16 protein-coding genes are annotated in these 20,763 nt (G+C 40.0%); 6 read left to right on the forward strand and 10 right to left on the reverse strand.

From position 1 onward, the window contains the following. Positions 1-64: 64 nt before the first annotated feature. Positions 65-1,498, forward strand: coding sequence for a pyruvate kinase (pyk, locus tag S4054249_RS10925; protein WP_046355526.1), 1,434 nt, complete (start codon positions 65-67; stop codon positions 1,496-1,498). A 92-nt stretch (positions 1,499-1,590) separates the two neighbouring features. Here pyk and S4054249_RS10930 read toward each other — a convergent pair whose 3' ends face one another. Then, positions 1,591-2,415: a LytR/AlgR family response regulator transcription factor gene (locus S4054249_RS10930; RefSeq protein WP_039610027.1), complete on the reverse strand. Its 825-nt coding sequence runs from the start codon at positions 2,413-2,415 to the stop codon at positions 1,591-1,593. Positions 2,416-2,419: 4 nt separating this feature from the next. Continuing rightward, complete coding sequence (locus S4054249_RS10935) at positions 2,420-3,490, reverse strand: sensor histidine kinase (protein ID WP_046355527.1); 1,071 nt, start codon at positions 3,488-3,490, stop codon at positions 2,420-2,422. Positions 3,491-3,870: 380 nt separating this feature from the next. Between S4054249_RS10935 and S4054249_RS10940 the strand changes: the two genes are divergently transcribed. From S4054249_RS10940 to S4054249_RS10950, 3 genes are all read left to right on the forward strand, one after another. Continuing rightward, positions 3,871-6,105 carry a TonB-dependent siderophore receptor gene (locus S4054249_RS10940; protein WP_046355528.1) on the forward strand — a complete coding sequence of 745 codons (2,235 nt, stop codon included), beginning with the start codon at positions 3,871-3,873 and terminating at the stop codon, positions 6,103-6,105. 897 nt (positions 6,106-7,002) lie between these two features. Then, a complete protein-coding gene (locus S4054249_RS10945) occupies positions 7,003-8,700 on the forward strand; it encodes a M12 family metallopeptidase (protein WP_046355529.1) in 1,698 nt (565 codons plus the stop codon). Positions 8,701-9,049: 349 nt separating this feature from the next. After that, positions 9,050-10,321 (forward strand): O-acetylhomoserine aminocarboxypropyltransferase/cysteine synthase family protein, encoded by a 1,272-nt coding sequence (locus S4054249_RS10950; RefSeq protein WP_046355530.1) that lies wholly within the window; start codon positions 9,050-9,052, stop codon positions 10,319-10,321. A gap of 231 nt (positions 10,322-10,552) precedes the next feature. Here the strand turns inward: S4054249_RS10950 and S4054249_RS10955 are convergent, their stop codons facing one another. Together S4054249_RS10955 and S4054249_RS26570 are read right to left on the reverse strand one after the other, a co-directional pair. Beyond that, positions 10,553-11,239 (reverse strand): SDR family NAD(P)-dependent oxidoreductase, encoded by a 687-nt coding sequence (locus tag S4054249_RS10955; protein ID WP_046355531.1) that lies wholly within the window; start codon positions 11,237-11,239, stop codon positions 10,553-10,555. A gap of 289 nt (positions 11,240-11,528) precedes the next feature. After that, positions 11,529-11,732: a hypothetical protein gene (locus S4054249_RS26570; protein WP_155401369.1), complete on the reverse strand. Its 204-nt coding sequence runs from the start codon at positions 11,730-11,732 to the stop codon at positions 11,529-11,531. 1,026 nt (positions 11,733-12,758) lie between these two features. Between S4054249_RS26570 and S4054249_RS10965 the strand changes: the two genes are divergently transcribed. After that, positions 12,759-13,502, forward strand: coding sequence for a hypothetical protein (locus S4054249_RS10965; protein ID WP_046355533.1), 744 nt, complete (start codon positions 12,759-12,761; stop codon positions 13,500-13,502). Positions 13,503-13,728: 226 nt separating this feature from the next. Here S4054249_RS10965 and S4054249_RS26575 read toward each other — a convergent pair whose 3' ends face one another. The 6 genes from S4054249_RS26575 to hutH form a co-directional block, all read right to left on the reverse strand. Further along, the gene (locus S4054249_RS26575) at positions 13,729-13,890 is read right to left on the reverse strand and encodes a hypothetical protein (RefSeq protein ID WP_155401370.1); all 162 of its coding nucleotides are present in this window, start codon (positions 13,888-13,890) and stop codon (positions 13,729-13,731) included. A 199-nt stretch (positions 13,891-14,089) separates the two neighbouring features. Next, positions 14,090-14,596 carry a GNAT family N-acetyltransferase gene (locus tag S4054249_RS10970; RefSeq protein WP_046355534.1) on the reverse strand — a complete coding sequence of 169 codons (507 nt, stop codon included), beginning with the start codon at positions 14,594-14,596 and terminating at the stop codon, positions 14,090-14,092. 65 nt (positions 14,597-14,661) lie between these two features. Next, the gene (locus S4054249_RS10975; protein WP_046355535.1) at positions 14,662-15,279 is read right to left on the reverse strand and encodes an HAD family hydrolase; all 618 of its coding nucleotides are present in this window, start codon (positions 15,277-15,279) and stop codon (positions 14,662-14,664) included. 219 nt (positions 15,280-15,498) lie between these two features. After that, positions 15,499-15,666 (reverse strand): hypothetical protein, encoded by a 168-nt coding sequence (locus tag S4054249_RS26580; RefSeq protein WP_155401371.1) that lies wholly within the window; start codon positions 15,664-15,666, stop codon positions 15,499-15,501. Between the two features lie 446 nt (positions 15,667-16,112). Further along, positions 16,113-18,113 (reverse strand): urocanate hydratase, encoded by a 2,001-nt coding sequence (locus S4054249_RS10980; protein WP_046355536.1) that lies wholly within the window; start codon positions 18,111-18,113, stop codon positions 16,113-16,115. 11 nt (positions 18,114-18,124) lie between these two features. Further along, complete coding sequence (gene hutH, locus S4054249_RS10985; RefSeq protein ID WP_046355537.1) at positions 18,125-19,624, reverse strand: histidine ammonia-lyase; 1,500 nt, start codon at positions 19,622-19,624, stop codon at positions 18,125-18,127. 219 nt (positions 19,625-19,843) lie between these two features. Between hutH and S4054249_RS10990 the strand changes: the two genes are divergently transcribed. Continuing rightward, positions 19,844-20,755 carry a LysR family transcriptional regulator gene (locus S4054249_RS10990; RefSeq protein ID WP_046355538.1) on the forward strand — a complete coding sequence of 304 codons (912 nt, stop codon included), beginning with the start codon at positions 19,844-19,846 and terminating at the stop codon, positions 20,753-20,755. Positions 20,756-20,763 lie beyond the last annotated feature (8 nt).

Below are 20,763 nucleotides of genomic sequence, written 5' to 3' on the forward strand. Positions count from 1 at the left end.
ACCAATAATTAATCACTTTTTCTTAAAGAAAGATGTTAGCAAGAACAGTCCACAGGAGAATCTGATGCTAAGACGCACGAAAATAGTTGCCACATTGGGACCAGCTACAGATAGAGATAATAATTTAGAAAAAATCATTCGCGCAGGTGCTAATGTAGTACGACTAAACTTTTCCCATGGTGTAGCGCAAGATCACAAAAACAGAGCAGACGCTGTTCGAGAAATCGCTAAAAGACTAGACACTCACGTTTCAATCCTTGCGGATCTGCAAGGCCCTAAAATTCGTGTATCTACTTTCGCAGAAGGTAAAGTCAACCTAGAAGTAGGCGCAAAATTCACACTAGATGCAGAACTTGGCCTAGGTGAAGGCACTGTTGATGCGGTAGGTATTGACTATAAAGAACTACCTCAAGATGTAAACACAGGTGACCTTTTACTATTGAATGATGGTTTAATTCAACTAACCGTTGATGAAGTTGTTGGTAAAAAAGTTAATTGTACTGTGACAGTTGGTGGTGTCTTGTCAAATAACAAAGGCATCAACCGATTAGGCGGAGGTCTAACGGCACCTGCTTTTACTGATAAAGACAAAGAAGACTTACTTACAGCAACAGAAATTGGCGTAGACTACATCGCCGTTTCTTTCCCGCGCAGCGGCGACGACATGCGTTATGTAAGAGGCCTTGCAGAAAAAGCAGGTTCTAACGCTCAGTTACTTGCAAAAATCGAACGTGCAGAAGCTGTTGAGACAGTTGAAGCAATCGATGATATTGTACTGGCCTCAGACGCAGTCATGGTTGCTCGAGGTGATTTAGGTGTTGAGATTGGCGATGCAGCGCTAGTTGGTAAACAAAAACAAATAATCAGCCGTGCACGCTCGTTAAACAGAACCGTTGTCACTGCGACTCAGATGATGGAGTCAATGATTGACAACCCAATGCCAACCCGAGCTGAAGTCATGGACGTTGCAAACGCAGTACTTGATGGCACTGATGCGGTTATGCTTTCAGCTGAGACGGCAGCAGGTGACTACCCAGAAGAAACCGTCGCGACAATGGCACGTGTTTGTTTGGGTGCTGAATCTCAGCCAGAAACACACATTTCAAAGCACAGACTAGACAGCATGTTTGCAGATACATCGGAGACGTTAGCTCTGTCTGCTATGTATGCAGCAAACCACTTAGATTCTGTTAAAGCTATCGTCGCATTAACAGAATCCGGTAACACCTCTAAATTGATGTCTAGGATAAGTTCTGGTTTACCAATCTACTCGCTTTCTCGCCATGCAAGAACGCTGGGGCAAACGGCATTGTATCGTGGTGTATACCCAGTATATTTCGATTCAACAAGCTGTACAGCAGACTCTTTGGTTAAAGATGCATTGAACTCGCTGGTTGAAAGTGGCTCTCTTGAAAAAGGTGATACCGTAATTCTTACACATGGCGACTTAATGGAAACTATTGGTGCAACCAATACGTTGAAAATTGTCACTGTGTAATCATTACGATAACAGATAAAAACTAAGCCCGACGATGTGTTGGGCTTTTTTATACCAGGCTACCAGACTAAAAAATCGTTCGAGGGGCTAAATTAGCTCGCCAACGCTGATTTAACTTTATCTCTGTAACTTCTACTTACTTTCAGCTCTTGACCATTGTCCAGCACAAGCAAATATTCACCACTGCTTTGTGTTACCAACTTACTAATTTGTCCAGTATTTACAATTGCAGAACGGTGTACTCGTACAAACAGTTTGGGATCTAGCTCTTGCTCTAGTTCCTTCATTGTCTTTCGCAAGATATGTGTCTGGCCATCAGCACAGTGTAAACACATGTAATCACCAGCAGCATCAATCCACTGAATAGTGGCAGTCGACACTCTGATAATTTCACCCTGCTCTTTTACTGCAAGCGACTCAGGGAACTTTTTGTCTTCAATTGCATCGCCTGTAGCTAATTTTTTAAGTATCTCTTCGCAATTATTTCCGGTTATTCCCGCCACAAAGCTTGCTAGCTTTTTCTTATGGGCGTTGTCTTGTTGGTTCTTTAAATAACTTTGCACTTTCTCAATCGCCTGTTTTAGTCTGTTGTCATCTACTGGTTTAAGGATGTAATCCAAAGCGTGGATTTCAAACGCCTTGACCGCATAGTGATCAAACGCTGTAACAAAGACAATAGCAGGTAAAGGTTTTACACTTTCACTTAAAATGCGTGCTACTTCAAAGCCATTTAAACCCGGCATCTGGATATCTAGAAAGACCAAATCAATATCCTGTTGCTGACAAATATCTATAGCTTTTTGTCCACCGTTACAAAGTTCAATTACTTCTATTTCTTCAAATTCTCTTAGTCTGACTGACAAGCCCTTTCTCGCTAGCGGCTCGTCGTCAACAATTATCGTTTTAATCTTGCTCATTACTTCAATTCTCGGCCTTTTCAAACGGAACTCGTATATTTGCCTTCAATCCTGAAGGCGTATTATTTGATAACACAAACGAGTAGTTGTTCTCGTATAGCGTTTTTAATCTATCTTTGGTATTGGCAATACCTACACCACTTGCATTACTCAACTGCCCATCAGTTAGTTCAGCCCCAGGACCATTGTCACCAACTTCTAACAATAGTTCATTGGCGAACACTTGCGCTTTTATTTCAATTTTGCCGCCCTCATCCATGTGCGCAATGGCATATTTAATGGAATTTTCAATTAGCGGCTGCAATATTAAACTTGGAACAAGGGCATATTTTGCTTGTTCAGTGACATCTAACTCTATGGCTAACCGCTCATCAAAACGCACTTTCTCTATTTCTAGATACAATTGAAGCGCATGAAGTTCCTGCTCAAGGGGTACTTTTTTTATCGGATCTGTGTTTAAGGTGTATCTTAAAAAGTCACTCAGTCTAGACACCATTTGATTCGCGTCTTTATTTTCTTCAACCAAAATTAGCGTAGAAATCGCGTTTAATGTATTAAATAAAAAGTGAGGGTTAAGCTGATAACGCAGCATTTTCAATTGTGCTTCATGTGCCATTGTGTTTGCTTTTAACGCTTTTTGACGTTCGCTTTGCAATAACTGGTAATACTTAATACCAAAATATAGCCCACTCCAACACAGTACAATATATACTGAATCAAGTCCTTGCTGGAGATAATAAAACCATTCTTCAGGGCGATAGCCATGACGATATATCTCCCATAGGTTGTACTTTTGAACCACGGACCATAACGTGCCTGTAATATATGAGACACTGAAAACAACGAATATTAGCACCCACGGCTTTGCATTCCATACTCGACGGTATAGATATCTAAGAGGCACAGTCATTAAACAACCAGCATACGCATTGAGTACGATGACAAAAACGTATATGTCACGCATTTCAAATACTTTTGAGCCTATGTAGTTGACCAGAGCGTAACCGATCCAACCTGAAATCTGTAGTACCCAAAAAAATCGTTGTCGATTATCGACTAAAGCTTGCCAATTCAAATTTATATTTACCTCTTATAACTTACCTTGGATTATATCTCATAGAAAACACGTTAAGCACTACCAATAGTCCTGTATTTCCAACAATTAACCGCAAACTCATAGTACATTGAAACACTGTAACACCTGCGCAACGAATCAAACTCACCCTTAAATATCAGTCATAAGACTCATTAAAACTCCTTTCATTAACTGTATTCAATGCAATCATATTCGTAGAACGTTAGGGTACATATGTAAATATTGAATGAAGTTTTATGATTAGCTGTTACAACACATCTATCGATATGTTTCTGCATTAAAAAACACCAAAAACACCATTGATAATCGTTATCACTTGCAATAGTATTCGCGCGATAATTAAATTATAAGGGAAATTCATGCGCTCATTCAAAACTAAATATCCAATGCTCTTATCGGCACTTGCAATTGCCTTTTCTGGGGCATCTAATGCTGATGATTCAAAAAAGAATGACATGGAAATCATTGAGGTCAGCCCAAAAGGCCTAATTTCTTATGTTAGTGCGAGTGCATCTAAATCTGATGTACCAATCACAAAAACTCCTGTTTCTGTATCTGTACTCACTTCTAAGCGTATTTCAGATTTAGGAGCAGAAACTCTGCAAGATGCAATTGGCTATGTAGCAGGTGTATACAACGGTCCATATGGTGTTGATACGCGTGGTGATTGGTCAAAAGTGCGTGGTGTAGACCCTCTAATTTATGTAGACGGCCTGCAGATGCAATTTGGACACTATAACAATACCCGTACTAACCCCTATACACTTGAGCGCGTTGAAATTTTAAAAGGCCCCTCTTCTGTCCTTTATGGTCAAGGATCAACAGGCGGTATCATAAACTCAGTTTCAAAACGTCCACACAGCGAAACCCAAGGTGAGATCTGGGCGCAAGTTGGTAACTATGACAGAGTACAACTTGCAGGTGACTATAATACGGCGTTTGGTAACAGCGATGAATTCCAGGCTCGCTTTGTAGGTGTATACCGCAATAGCGATACCCAAACAGACTTTGTTGAAGACAATACATTTGTGTTTGCACCAAGCTTTGCTTGGGATATCAATCAAGATACTCGCTTAACAATCCTGACCAATATACAAGAAAACGAAACAGGTTCTTCAACTCAATTCTTCCCTCATGAAGGCACAATTTTACCTGCTAAATACGGACAGATCCCAAGTGAACGCTTTGTAAGTGAACCAGGTTGGGACCGCTACGATACGGAGCAACTTGCAATCACAACAATTGTTGAGCACAGTATTTCTGAAGACACGCAAGTTAATTGGTCTACTCGCTACAGTGATAGCTCTTCTGAGTATCGAACTATTTTTGCCTCTTGGCCACCAAAGTTTAACGCAGATAAGCGTACAATTAATCGTATTTTTAGCATGTCTGATGGCGAGTCAAAGAGCTTATTAAGTGATATCCAACTGCATCAATACATTGAATTCAATGACGTAGAAATCAGCATTGTCGCTGGTATTGACTTCCAAGATGCAGAAACACGCACAAGCCGCTTGCGTGGTGTTGTATCATCTCCGCTAGACTTATATAACCCTGTCTATGGTTTAAATGACCCACTACCAAACGAAATCACAAATATCGCGCCAGAACAAGTAAATACTCAACTCGGTGGTTACATCCAAGCGACGTTTGAATACAATAACTTTATCTTAAACACTGCACTTCGTCACGACGACCTCGAGCAAAAAACCTGGGAAAAAGTAGGTGATGTTTCAAGCCTATTGGAAGTTAAAAAGTCACAAAGTGCTTTAACTGGACGAATTGGCGGACTATATCAATTTGAAAATGGTATCTCACCTTATGTTAGCTACTCAGAATCATTCCAGCCTATATATGGTTTAAAACCACAAGGCGGAAGCTTCAAGCCTAAAGAAGGTGAGCAAATAGAATACGGTGTGAAATATCAACCTGCTGGCACTGAGCATTTAATTACTGCGAGTGTTTTCCACATTACTGATAAAAATCACATTAGGCAAATTTCCCCTCTTGAACACGTACAAGATAGTGAAATCTCAGTTGATGGCTTTGAGCTTGAAGCACAACTAGAGTGGGAAAATCTTGATGTATACGCATCTTATGCATATACAGAATCAAACATGGACACTACACCACTTTCATCTAAAGAAATATTTGCGCAAGCAACACTATTAGCACAACAGGTTCAAGACCCTGCTGCGCAACAGCAAATCATGGCAGGCGCAGTCTTAATGACTGGTACTGACGACGTGTCTCTGTCTGCAACGCCAGAACATTTAGCATCAGTGTGGGCAACTTATCGTGCTGATAATCTAGTTGAAGGCTTAAAATTTGGGGCCGGTATTCGATATGTAGGCAAAACATTTGACGGCAGCCGCTCTATATCAATTGGCGATATTGACTATCATAAAGCCCTCACAACAGACAGCTTTACTCTTTATGATATGATGATCGGATATCAGATGGATGATTACGAGCTAAGCCTGAATATTGACAACTTAACAGATAAGACTGTTATAACCAGCTGCTTATATCGTGGTGACTGCTTCTATGGCCAGCGCCGCACTGTAACTGCGAATTTAAAGTATCGCTTTTAATCTGAAAAGTTAAGTTTAGCGTCATTGACTTCCTTTCAATGGCGCTATTTAAATTAAACCAGCCAATGTATATTCCTAGGAACACCTCGACCTGATACTTAAAAATATCACTCGTTAAGCTTGCCCACTCTACCCAGACCAGACTCCCACGCTCCAAAACTCGGCACCCACTAATGAAAGCAGCGTACAAAGCCATATAGCATTATCAAATGAAGATGAAGCGGTAGCGCCAAAATAGAAATTGTTCTTGCAGGAAAATACTTATGCTTAGGCATAATAAAAGTCAATATCGGTATCACAAACAACCACAATTGCAAGGCAAGTTCAAATGCCCCCCAATACTTACAATGTTTGTCAATTAAAAGCCACCAGCATAGTATAGGGCTGACCGACACCGTATAAGACAAAATTCTAACTCTATTTAATTTAGAGTGAGTAACGCTATTCATAAACCTTCAAGCTTTTACTAAATTTGATAATTAACTATATTGGGGTTAGGAATAAAAAATTCAATAAATCAGTGTAAGAATAAAGCACATTGAACACGCTCTAAAAATACCGACATAATAAGATTATAGATTCAACTCACCTGCACTTATAGTTTTATTACCGCCTTTAACTTTTAAAATATCAATTGTAATAAAGTACAAACAACTCCACTGCCAGTTACCTCACAAAAAACCCCAGATATTAATAACATCATAAAATCTAATAAAAATCGTAAATATGATCTACTTCATATTTATTCCCAAAAAAGCTTAACAAACGAGAAATATTATCCAACACGAGCTCTCAACAAATAGGGCTCATTTTAAATTCAATTTTATCTAAAAACTCATTATACAAGTGACAAATAACATGAAAAAAATAAAACTTTTACTTCTCGGGATTCTAGGTATGCCCGTATTCACAAGTGCAGCGATATCTGAGCTGAACGAACGTAAAGCTAGTGAGCATAATTTAATTTCTCAAGCTGAATACTACGTAGAAGGTGATATGATTTTTGATAAATCTGAGCACTCTACAAATATGCGTTCAATAAAAACGTCTGGCTTAGATAGCGCTGTTGCGTGGCCAAACGGAACTGTACCCTTTCAATTCGTTAATGTTGTCAATGGCAGCCAACACGAAAAAAACATTTTGAAGGCGATGGAGAACCTTGAGCGTGCTTCTGGCGTAAGTTTCATTCGAAAGACGCCCAGCCACACTAATTATTTGAACATTTATGGCAATGCATATAACGCGGACGCAGAAAAATATAGAGTCTGTCATGCCCAAGTAGGTTATGGCAACGGCGGAGTTCGTAAAACTTGGATCCCAAGCTATTGTGGGGTGAGTACTGCAACACATGAATTACTGCATATTCTTGGCTTTCGCCATGAACATCAACGCACGGATCGTGATTACCATCAACGAGATGGGCACTACTACTCCATGACTGTTAATGAGGAATTCATCCCCTGTGGTGTGCAAGGAGCATATTCGACCTCAAATTATGTTTCGCGCACCCTGCCCTACGACCACGAATCGATTATGCATTACAGTAACTATAACCGTACTGGGTGTGAAACTGGAGAAGTTGGCAAAGCTTTTACGTATAAAAATATTAGCACTGGGGAAGCGTTTGAAGATACCGGTAACACTAGGCTATCACAAGGAGATTTGCGGTCACTACGACAGGCCTATGGCCGAAACCGCTCGCAAACTCCCACAATACTTGGACCAGATCACACAGATAAAGCGAGCCTAAGGTATTCTGTAGTGTGGTATCAAGTTCACGATTACCCAGACTACTTTAGAGTCAATGAAACATCAGAAGAATTCATTGACATTAACCGTAATGGGCAACTAGATATTGGCGAATCAAATACATATAACATTAATGCTGATGCATATTGGAGAGATGGGTTTGACATTTACTTTGGCACCACAGCAACCGAAAAGAGTAATGGCTATCGCTATCGTTACACCGTACAAGCTTGTTGGAACAACACCATATGTTCTAGCGAATCTCAGGCAAAAACTTACTCAGTGCTACAAAAAGCACAAGAGCCAGAACTTTATATAGACGACTCAACTCCCGGAGACAAAGAGTTTTATCTTCGCTGGAATAAGCAAATACAAGTACAGTATGTAAAAATCAGCCGCAATGGTGTAAGCCTTGGGGATCATGAAGGAGAGTCACTCAAACAAAGCCTTTCAACTGGTACCTATCAATACGAGGTAGAGGCTTGTAACGAACGTGGTTGCAGTGAACCCGTTACACTTACACACCAACACACGGTTGCAGAAGGAAACAAACCTACCGAGATGCCTTACATAGAATCTCTCGCCTTCACGGAGTACCTTGGTGAAGCAGAATTTGAGTTTAGAAAAGTCGCTCGCGCCACAGAATATCACTTTCAGGTTAGCGGACAAGGGATAAATCATACTGGCAGTGTTTCTTATTCTTACAGTGAACATGGTGGTGGTTATGCACGCTTTTACACCCGCTCTATCCCACAAGGCACCTATCAAGTTTCTATTACACCTTGCAATAGTAATGGATGTGGACCAACAGCAACAAAAACAGTCTATGTCGAATTAGATACATAAGGTTAGGTCGATTAACCCCAGCCAACATCAATATTTAGCTGGGGTTAAGAGGCTTAATATTTAGAAGCCTATATCTGAGCTTACATTTTAGATGAGCTGATTTCCTTTTTATCTGACAAGTAATACAAGCCGATTTTGAAATACAATCAGCTATATACAGCGCTCGATGGCTTGTTCTCGCGATTTTTTTCACTCTATATTGTTTCTTTCAATGGCTAGAAAATATGCTATGTTGAAGTCTAATTTTTATTAAGTTTATAAGCCTAATGCGACTTCTCATTTGACCGACTCTGCGTTTGTGTATTCGTATTGGCTGTTACTTTAATGACACTGTATTAAGGAAAACTCTGTGAAATTAGAATCTATTGCCTTACACGAAGGGTATATTTCAGAACAAACAACCAAATCTGCAGCCGTCCCCATATACCAAACAACGTCATATACTTTTGACAATACCGAGCATGGTGCAGATCTATTTAATCTTGCTGTTCCAGGAAATATCTATACCCGCATTATGAATCCTACCAATGATGTGCTTGAGAAGCGTATCGCAGCAATGGAAGGCGGGATCGGTGCCCTTGCGGTTTCATCTGGTATGGCAGCTATTACTTATGCTATTCAATGCCTTACTGCTGTAGGAGATAATATCGTCAGTACCAGCCAGCTCTACGGGGGAACCTATAACTTATTTGCGCACTCATTACCTAGACAAGGTGTAGAAGTAAAAATGGTGTCTTATGACGATTTTGCTGGGTTTGAGGCAGCGATAGATAATAACACGAAGGCAATATTTTGTGAGTCGATTGGTAATCCTGCTGGCAATATTGTCGATATAAACCGAATAGCAAACATAGCGCATAAATATGGTGTGCCAGTCATTGTAGATAATACAGTTGCAACGCCATACTTATGCCGTCCTTTTGAGCTAGGTGCTGATATTGTCGTCCATTCGTTAACCAAATATATTGGAGGTCATGGTACATCAATCGGTGGTATTATTGTCGACTCTGGTAAATTTAACTGGGTGGCAAATAAAGACCGATTTGCAGTATTAAACCAGCCCGATCCATCATATCACGGAGTTGTTTACACCGAGGCTTTTGGTGAAGCCGCTTACATCGGACGCTGTCGAGTAGCACCACTTAGAAATACCGGTGCGGCTTTATCTCCAATGAATGCTTTTCAGATATTACAAGGCCTAGAAACACTTGGACTTAGAATGGACCGACACTGTGATAACGCAGAAAAGTTGGCTGAGTTTTTAAAGCAGCATCCTAAAGTTGAATGGGTAAATTATGCTGCACTTGCAGACAGCCCAGACAATGAGAACTGTCATAAAATTACAAATGGCAAAGCTTCCGGCATTTTAAGCTTTGGTATAACGGGTGGTATTGAAGCATGTACGAAGTTTATTGACGCGTTAAATATGATCCTGCGTTTGGTCAATATCGGCGATGCCAAATCATTAGCTTGCCATCCCGCATCAACAACACATAGACAGTTAAATAAAGCGGAGCTTGCCTCTGCAGGCGTGAGTGAAGACCTCGTCAGGATCTCAGTGGGTATAGAGCATATAGACGATATTATTAATGACGTCTCACAAGCGTTAGATAAGGCTTAGTTGGCGATTGTTTTTCAATCGTTGTTCAAGAATCTAGCACACTCACTGCTGAGGTAATGTATTTTACCTCAGCCATTGTTGCCCATAAACCCTCTGCGCAGTATTAGGCCTATGTGACACACTATGACTACCAAAATCAAAGCTACTGAATTTAGATTTTTGTTTTTACGACTGTGCTTCTCATATTATGTACAATTGCAAACATCTAAGACAGAATCGCTATAGTTTTTGTTAGACAGTGAATTTTTGAGTCAGTGTGATATCACCTATCTCTGTATCCTTACTCGATTGCAGAACAAAATCAACCGCTCTTACAACATCATCAATTGGGATAGGAATAAGTCCTGACTGCGGGCTTGATTTAATGTCTTTTAAAACTTCATCCGTTCCTACCAGCCCCGGATTAATAGTTGTAAACCCTATGCCTTGATTGTTACATCCAATTCGAAGGGCATGCACAGCCCCCCTGAGCCCAAACTTAGACGCAGAGTAAGCCACCTCCGCAGTGCTTGAAATATCCAGCCCTGAAGTAGCCCCTATGAACACAGCTCTTGGATTTCTTGATTTTTTCAGGCTCTTTAACAAGCCTTTGACAAGCTCTATCGGTGCGATCTGATTAATGTTGATTATATTGTGAGTCTCAGAGTAAGGACTTGTCTCAAAATCGTAATTCTCTGTGAATGCATGTTCTTCCCAAACCCCACCCATATAAAGTAATGCATCAATGGTATGGTCAGATGTTTCGTGCAATACTTTTTGAATGCCCTCATTATTAGACATGTCTGCTTCAATCCATCTGCCAATTGTCGATGGCGTCCGAGAGACAGAAAAAACGTTGTCTCCTTTTGCTTGGTAGAATTGCGCAACCGCTAAGCCAATGCCACGACTAGCTCCGACAACTATTAGGTTTTTCTGCATGCCTACTCCTTATGGCGAAATATAATTCATACCTAAAATTTTGAGTTTACTTGTAAACTAGAAGCTATTCAAAAACGCCTTAAAGTGCCAGCTAAAGTGCGCATCTAATTGTATAACTTATTTTTAGCTCAACACTTGGCTGATCATATTTAAGTTAAACCGTTAATGACTTATCACAACTACGTACCAATGCCCATTAAAACTAAGATACCTTAACGATTTCTGCTATACAGCCACGCTCAGCTTCAAAATGACAAAAGCAACCCCCACTTTACTCAATCTTATTAGTTTACTGCTGGCATTTTTCAGCATTTGCCATTGCATACCCATCAAAACGGCCATTTTTGTAGCGCTTACCAATGCAATATTCCCCTTCCTCATTCGGCTTATATTGAATTACAAGTTCGACATAGGCGCTCGAATGAAGCTTGATAATGACCATTTTAATCCCACCCGAGCGACTACCTCGCAGAGCATGACTAAACGGTTTCATATATGAATATTGACGATATGTAATTACATCTTGTCTTTGAAATAACTCAGAGTGAACCAGCGACCAAAATATTACACTTAATATTATCCCCAATAAAATAACACAAGCTATTAGCTTTATTTTTGTTTTTTTCTTTAGCCTAACCCGATATTTCATATTGTAATAAATACCTTACTGAGCACAAGCACACCAATACTTATCATTTAAACTCACACATTACTCTATAAATCTTTCTGATATCATTCACAATTCTGTTTAATGCACACCTTAATTTACGTACATCTATCGTTTTGTTGTGCTTTAATTCTTAACTTTCTAGCCATAGCCTACGGCAATAGAAATTTGGGTAAAATTAGCAAATAGTAAAGTATAAGACTAGGGGTCCATAAAAAGCAGGCTTGATAAAATATACGCCAAACGCAGACTATTGGCAGTCAAATTGTAATAACCGGATAACCTCGAACATACACCAGCTATCAAGTCAGACTCTCCAATGGTTATTCCTTTTGCCTATTCTGGATCCTGCATGTGATTTCATTCCATTACTGAAAACACTAAAATAACCACCGAATAGATTAAACAAGGTGTAAATTAGATCACTTACACACTTATTGGTGCATTATAACTTCTTCACTCGCAGTGTCGATGATAAAGCATGTATGCAGTAATATTACCTATTCGGTTAGGTTTTTTTCATAACCCTGTATGACTTTTAAATTCCCAGACTCGCACTTTTTTCCTTTACATCTAAATTATTAAGCAACACAGTCAATAAACAATCTAAACGCGCTACACACATCCATAGTTGTTGTATTCTTGCCTCATTAAACACATAAAGTTGATATACTCGGCAATTACGACAACTAGCTTTCTAATCGCCACGTATGTTACTCGAAACTCTCTTAATTTCACTTTCTGATCTCAAGGCTTATCACTTTTGAACGATGTGAATGAAAAACGGGTAGCACATCTGTTCATCGTATGTATGATGGATACAGCACTTAAATTATGTATAAAGGAATTACTATGATTTTACCGAATTCATTAGCCACTCTCGACATCAATCATTTAGTTAAGATTTTTGGTCAAGAGTTTGATGACTTGAGGGACAATATTCTAATAAGAATATTCGCAGCGCACATAAGAAAAGAAGATCTAAACGTCGAATTACCTATCGTAATCGATAGAACTTATACAGAGCTATATGTTGACGATGATTACTACAACGATCAGCAAATGTTATTAAATGCGTTCATCGAGTTAATGAATAGAAATTTGGAAGCGATCTCAAGAGTATTTGGATGGGAAATTAGCCGCCAAAGTTTAACATCTCAAAGCACTGGTGAGCAGCATGAATACTTTCTATTAGTCGGATCAAACATGCTTGAATGTGCGGGCATAACTGATGACTATATTCAAGAGTGGATAAAGGCTGAAAACTCTCCAAACAACCATGCGATTGGAGTTTGGGACGAGCAAGGATTAATGTGCATTATGGATAGGCTGTCTGAGATTACCCTAGGCTTAGCTATGTTCAAAAACCAAATAGACACAACCCCCGTTGTGCCTGATGAATATATGGAATATTTACTGGATCCATTTCATATTTTGCCTGATGCATGTCTCCCTTTCTTCTATCCAAAGGAGTGCCCCAAGCACAGACGATATGTTACTTTACAGACTGGTGAGTTAGCATTAACCCCTCAATATTCACCAATCTCAAACCACCCTACTATTCAAGAAATCGCAGCTCACGCATATCATAGGTAACCTGACAAGGGATATAAATTTCGATTATTAAGCCCATTATATGATCTATTTTGGGCTATCTAATTTCAGATATAACTAACTCCATAAATATCACACCAGAATAGCTCGCAGCCCTGCTTAAGTCTTATTTTCATAATAATTCATATACTGAATAAGACGTTTCTAGATTAAAATTCGATTAGCAATCTATCACTGTCGATAATGAATTACTGATAATTCTATAAAATTACCGATCCTGAAAAAGCTCAACCCGCTTTTTTACCGATAAACATGCTTGCAGCCAGTCATTACTTTTCGCAATATCAAGCAACTCAGAAGGCTTACTATAAAGTTTCAGCGCATCTGACACATCTATCATTACTGCACTCTCGAACTCTTTTAAAGGCATCTCAATTTCATAAATTAAAGACTCACAATCTGATTTTTTTGAAACTCCGAGATGCGCTAGCCGCTGTTTTAACTAACAGTAATGCCAAGCTTCAATTAAGCCCCACTTCTAGTTTAAAAATAACAGGCACATGAACAATCATCGGGCTGAATGTTTATTTAAGTTACTGAGTTTATTGCTTGCTGGACATAAATATTTATCAAACTATTGTTGATTCTTGTGGATTAAGCACATTCTCCATTAGAACTGCTTGTTCGCCATAACTTGAGCACACTTCAACACCTTTTACTTCTTTGAATCCAACTCTGGTCCAAAAGGTTTGCGAGCCTTGCACCGCTACCAAGCTTATTTTAGTCATGCTTTTATTTTTAGCCACGTCTATCAATTTTGAGGCTAACGCCCGACCCACTCCCTTTCCTTTTGAATGAGGGCTTATGGCCATATCATGAAGATACAAGTGGTCACAATTTTCGATATAAGGTAAAGACTCAAATAATTTTGGAGGAGCAACACCACACCATGGATGAGCTAACACATACCCAAATATTTCTCCATCGTTTGATACACATACAAAGCAAGTGTCTGGTGAAGCGTCATTTTTACTTTTTAGAACCGCTAAGTCCTCGATACCAACCTCTTGGTAAGACTTTTCCTGAATGTCTAAAATACAGTTCCAGTCCTTTTCTTCAATCGTCCTAATTTTCATTCATTCCTCTATCGCGCCTCCTTTGCTTTTCCAACGCTCAATACGAAACTAAGCTCTTACCTAACTTACAATACTAAACCCAAAGATTTAAGTGCAGATTCGCCTTGTTGTACACTTTCAAATTGAATTGCCTCCATGCCAACCGCTTTTGCACCAGCGACATTGTGAGGCATGTCATCTAAAAACACGGTTTCTTGTGCAATTAACCCATACCGTGCCATTAATGCATGATATATATCAGGTTGCGGCTTTAGTATACCTAGTTCAGCCGATACGATAGCGCCATCAAACAAACCCCAAAAATCATAGGTAGTTTTCAAAAATTCAACTGTTTCATGGACATTATCTGTTAACGCATATACACCATAACCTGCTTGTTTGACCCGCTGGATCAGTTCTGTAGATTGATATAGTAAAATTTGCGTTTGTTTTATGTAGTAAAAAAGTCGCTCGGTATCTTGTGCGCTGAAGTCAAATTCTCGTTGGTACCTAGATTGAGTCTCATGCTCAGTGACAATGCCTTTATTAATATCTAGCCAAATTTCTGAACCAAACACTGAATGAGCCAACTGCTCACACGAACTTAACTCTGGAAATGTCAGCTTAATTATTTCCTGTGGCGACCAGCGTACAACCACATTCCCTATGTCAAACACCACATTTTTTATCTGGCTTTTTATCATGACTATTCCTTTATTTTATGACTGTTTTGAAGCGCTTATTTAATAATGCTAATCCGATAAATACACTCTTACAATTAACTTAGCGCCAAATTGAAGAATATACACTCATTATCTATTTTGCTGTTATGAAGGATATTTTTTAGATTTGAAAGTAGGTCAATTAAGACCTACGACAAGGGTTAAGGATATTTTAAAACACAAGCAACGCTTGTTTTTCCGTTAGCAGTCGTCTGAATAACACTGCCAAGAAACTGGGCATTTAACAGTTGGAAGGCACCCTAAAGTATCACCAAAACCACCTCCAATCTGAGGGGTTTGCTGGTTATTTAACGACTTTTTAGACGCGCTTAAGTTTTTCACTTTCTTTTTGCTTAGTTTAAGTAACATTATAATTTCCTTTGGTTAGTTACATTCAACACGGACACAATATCAGGTTTTTTAATTCTTAAAAACCTTGATTTAATGAAAAAATATACTTTTTTGATCGAAAACATGGATTTATAATTCTTTATTATACCGTTTTTTTGAACTTCTAAATTAGAAAATGTATTTAATTTGAGCAGATTTAACACATCAGCATAAAATGAGAATAATCTTTCTCATTTAGTTACAAAACCAGTACGTTATTATTAGGTAAAAGTCATTAGAATATTTTCTTAGTTAAATGCTTAATAACTAGATTAACTCGTACGATAAATGAGCGTTCGCTCGCACGTGTGTGGTCGAAAAGTATGTAGCTGAGGCCATACAAATGTGTATTTTTGGCTAGACGGAGGTTTTTTTAAGCAAAAAGGAGAGCTTAAGATTGCCTCAAGCTCTCTATTAAATTATGGTTACAGAGATAAATTATCTAAAATATCATCATCCACGTTATTCGAAAGTGTGACTTTCAATTTTGGCGTTCTGGCCATTTCACGTTTAATTGCGAAATTAGCTTCTTCGTTACGCGCCCAGCTACGACGTGCGATACCATTGTTTACATCAAATAGCAGCATAGATTCTAGTCGACGCTCAGCATCGCTTGACCCATCTAACAACATACCAAAACCACCATTGATAACTTCACCCCAGCCAACACCGCCGCCGTTGTGAATTGATACCCAAGTAGCGCCTCGGAAACCATCACCAATAACATTGTGGATCGCCATGTCAGCCGTGAAGCGGCTACCATCGTAAATGTTAGATGTTTCACGGAATGGTGAATCAGTACCAGATACATCGTGGTGGTCACGGCCAAGCACAACAGGACCAATTTCACCACGCTCAATGGCATCGTTGAATGCTTTGGCAATCTTGATACGGCCTTCAGCATCTGCGTAAAGAATACGTGCTTGTGAACCAACAACCAACTTGTTTTCTTTTGCGTCTTTGATCCAAGTAATGTTGTCTTGCATCTGCTGCTGAATTTCTTCTGGTGACTCAGCCATGATTTCTTCAAGCACTTTTGCAGCAATGGCGTCCGTCTTGTCTAAATCTTCAGGTTTGCCTGATGTACACACCCAACGGAATGGACCAAAGCCATAGTCAAAACACATTGGACCTAAAATATCCTGAACATAAGACGGATATTTAAAATCGATACCATTTTCGGCCATCACATCGCCACCAGCGCGTGAAGACTCAAGTAAGAATGCGTTACCGTAATCGAAGAAGTATGTACCTTTGGCTGTATGTTTGTTGACAGCGTCAGCGTGGCGCTTAAGCGTCGCTTGTACTTTTTCTTTGAATACTTCTGGCTCTTCACGAATTAAGCGGTTTGACTCTTCATAGCTGATCCCAACTGGGTAGTAACCACCTGACCACGGGTTATGGAGCGATGTTTGATCAGAGCCAAGGTGTACAAAAATATCTTCTGCTAGGAAAGACTCCCATACATCAACGATGTTACCGATGAATGCAATAGACACCACCTCTTCATCAGCTTGCGCTTTTTTAACACGTGCAACCAAATCAGGCATATTGTCGACTAATTCATCAACCCAACCTTGCTCGTGACGTTTAATCGCAGCTTTAGGGTTTACCTCTGCGCATACTGTAATGCAGTTAGCGATGTTACCTGCTTTAGGCTGTGCACCACTCATGCCTCCAAGACCTGCTGTTAAGAAGATCTTACCTTTTGGACTGTCGCCTTTTTCAAGTACTTTACGGAATGCGTTCATTACCGTGATGGTTGTTCCGTGTACAATGCCCTGAGGACCAATATACATGAAAGAACCCGCCGTCATCTGGCCGTACTGTGTTACACCTAACGCATTAAACTTTTCCCAGTCATCTGGCTGAGAGTAGTTCGGGATCATCATACCGTTCGTTACGACAACACGAGGCGCATCTTTTGATGACGGGAATAATCCCATCGGATGGCCTGAGTACATGTGAAGTGTTTGGTCTTCTTCCATTTCACTCAGGTACTTCATTGCAAGTAGGTATTGTGCCCAGTTTTGGAATACTGCACCATTACCACCGTAAGTGATAAGCTCTTCTGGATGCTGCGCCACTGCCGGATCTAAGTTGTTGTCAATCATCAACATGATTGCCGCAGCTTGCTCGCATTTGGCTGGATAGTCTGAGATTGAACGCGCTTTAAGCTCATAATTAGGCTTAAAACGGTACATATAAATACGACCAAAATCTTTTAACTCTTGTACAAATTCAGTAGCAAGTTCTTTATGCCACGCTTTTGGGAAATAACGCAGCGCATTTCTTACCGCTAGCTGTTTTTCTTCTGGGCTTAAAATGTCTTTACGCTTTGGCGCGCGGTTTGCCCCAGCTGGATATGGCTTTGCTTCAGGCAATTCGCTAGGGATACCCTGCTTTATTTGTTCTTGAAAATTCATGTCGGATTTCCTTAGTTCACTGTAACCGTAAATGCTTGTGACTTAACAAACTCAACCATAGCATCGATGTCTGGCTTAAGTAGTCTGTCTTCTTCAAGTTTCGCGACCTTTGTACGGATCAAAGCGTGATTCTGTTCAATAATATCTGAACATGTATTCGGACGTCTAAAATCAACAGCCTGCGCTGCATACATCAGCTCAATTGCAAAAATCTTTTCAAGGTTACCCAAGATTTGGTTGAATTTACGACCTGAAATACTGCCCATTGATACATGGTCTTCTTGACCCATCGACGTCGGAACACTGTCAGCAGACGGTGGGAAACATAGAGATTTGTTTTCTGTTACCAAGGCCGCAGTCGTATACTGAGGGATCATCATACCTGAGTTTAGACCACCTGATGTGGTGAGCAGTCGAGGTAGCCCGTGTAGGCCTTCAAGTAGCAAATAACAACGACGATCAGAGATATTACCAAGCTCAGCAGCTGCAATTGATGCGTAATCAAGTACCATTGCTAGAGGCTGACCATGGAAGCTACCACCAGATATGGCTTCTTCTTCACTGATAACAATTGGGTTGTCTGTCACTGAGTTCATTTCTGTCTCAGCAAGCTCTTTTAAGTGGTTAAATGCGTTGCGTGATGCACCGTGCACTTGCGGAATACATCTGAGTGAATATGGGTCTTGAACGCGATCACACTCTTCGTGATCGGCCATATTCTGTGAATCTTTGAATAAACGGCGCATACGTTTTGCAACTGCAATGTTACCTTCAAATGCACGGATAGCATGTAGTTCTTCACGAAATGGCTGCTCACTGCCCTGCATGCCTTCAATACTCATCGCACCGGCTACATCAGCAAGGTCTAATAAGTATCGCATTTTAGTCAAACCAGTAATGGCATGAGATAAGATGAACTGTGTACCATTGATAAGCGCAAGCCCTTCTTTTGAGTCAAGGTCCATAGCTTCTAAATTGTTATCTGCAAGTACTTTAGCTGCTGGCTGGATCTCATCACCTACCCAGAACTCACCTTCACCTAATAAGGGTAAGAATAAGTGAGAAAGCGGCGCAAGATCACCTGATGCACCTACAGAGCCTTGCTCTGGCACAACAGGGATAATGTCTAGTTTAATAAACTTAAGCATACGCTCAACCACTTCTAGACGAATGCCTGAAAAGCCTTGGCTAAGTGCGTGTACTTTAGTGATAAGCATTAGCTTAGAGATAGGTTTCGCAATTGGATTACCCACACCCACGGCATGTGTTATTAATAGGTTCTTTTGCAGAAGTTTGGTTTCTTCAGGGGAAACTTGCGTGTCGCAAAGTGGACCAAAACCAGTATTGATACCATATACTGCTTTGTCAGAGGCAGCCATCTTGTCTACTCGCTGACGGCTTTTGTTAATTTTATCTAATGCTTCCTGACAAAGCTCTGCTTTAATACTGCCATCGGCTATGCCGTTTACAATATCAAGGTTCAGACGATCTACACCATATCTAAACGTCATCTTATTCTCCTAAATATATGCTTTTCCTAAGCAACTATGTGCTTGATGACGCAATATTAACGCTGTAATGATGTTTTATAAATTATAGATAATCGTAATTCATTCCGGTTTTATCAAACTTAATGGTGTTACCTTACCAAACTTTCTACTAAAATATGTCCAGTGTTAAATTCCAACCATTTTTTAGCCAGTTAGCGTGCTGCTTTTAGGAGAAAAACTGTGCAAGTTCATGACGTTGACCTACGCCTTTTGCGGATCTTTGTGGCCATAGTCGAATCTGGTGGCCTATCCGCCGCAGAGTCTCGCTTAAACATTGGTCGCTCCACCATTAGTTCACACCTGTCGGACTTAGAAGTCAGGTTAGGGATTAAACTGTGTAAGCGCGGACGAGGCGGTTTTGAGCTCACAGAACCCGGTCGCATTACATACCAAGCATCTTTAGAACTTTTGCAACAATGTGAGGCATTTGCAACGACTGTAGCTAGCTCTAAGAATGAATTATCTGGGCGTGTAACCATTGCGGTAATTGATACTATGGCCAGTGATCCCCGCTGTGGAATAGCAAATGCCATTGCGTCACTCAAAACACAAAGCGACAATATTCAGTTTGATATCAATGTATGTGAAGCAAAAGAGGTTGAAACCTCTGTGATCAATGGGCGGTCGCTCGTGGGCTTAGGTGTTAGTCGACATCATTTACGTGGCCTAGAGTATATTCCCCTTTATGATGAAAAAAACTATTTATACTGCGCCAAAGATCACCCATTATTTGACTGTAAGCCTTCGCAGGTCAATAAACTACTTAACAGTGCTGAAGTTGTCTCAAGTAACTATATGCGAGATAAAGAGGTCCGAAATGATGGGCTAAAATACATGAATACCGCCATGGCTTATCATGATGAAGGGATTGCACACTTAATTTTATCAGGCGCATTTATTGGTTACTTACCCGAACACTACGCAAGTTATTGGGTTGATAAAGGCATATTAAAGGCAATATCACCACAAAAATACGCGTATACCATTCCGGTTTCATTGATCACCGCAAAAAATAACTCAGCCTCCCCTCTTGCGAATGCAATTATTGAGGAATTAAAGCGAAGTCACAATATTAGCCATCGAAATGACTAAACACATCA

Source organism: Pseudoalteromonas luteoviolacea (assembly GCF_001750165.1).
Lineage (GTDB): Bacteria > Pseudomonadota > Gammaproteobacteria > Enterobacterales > Alteromonadaceae > Pseudoalteromonas > Pseudoalteromonas luteoviolacea_G.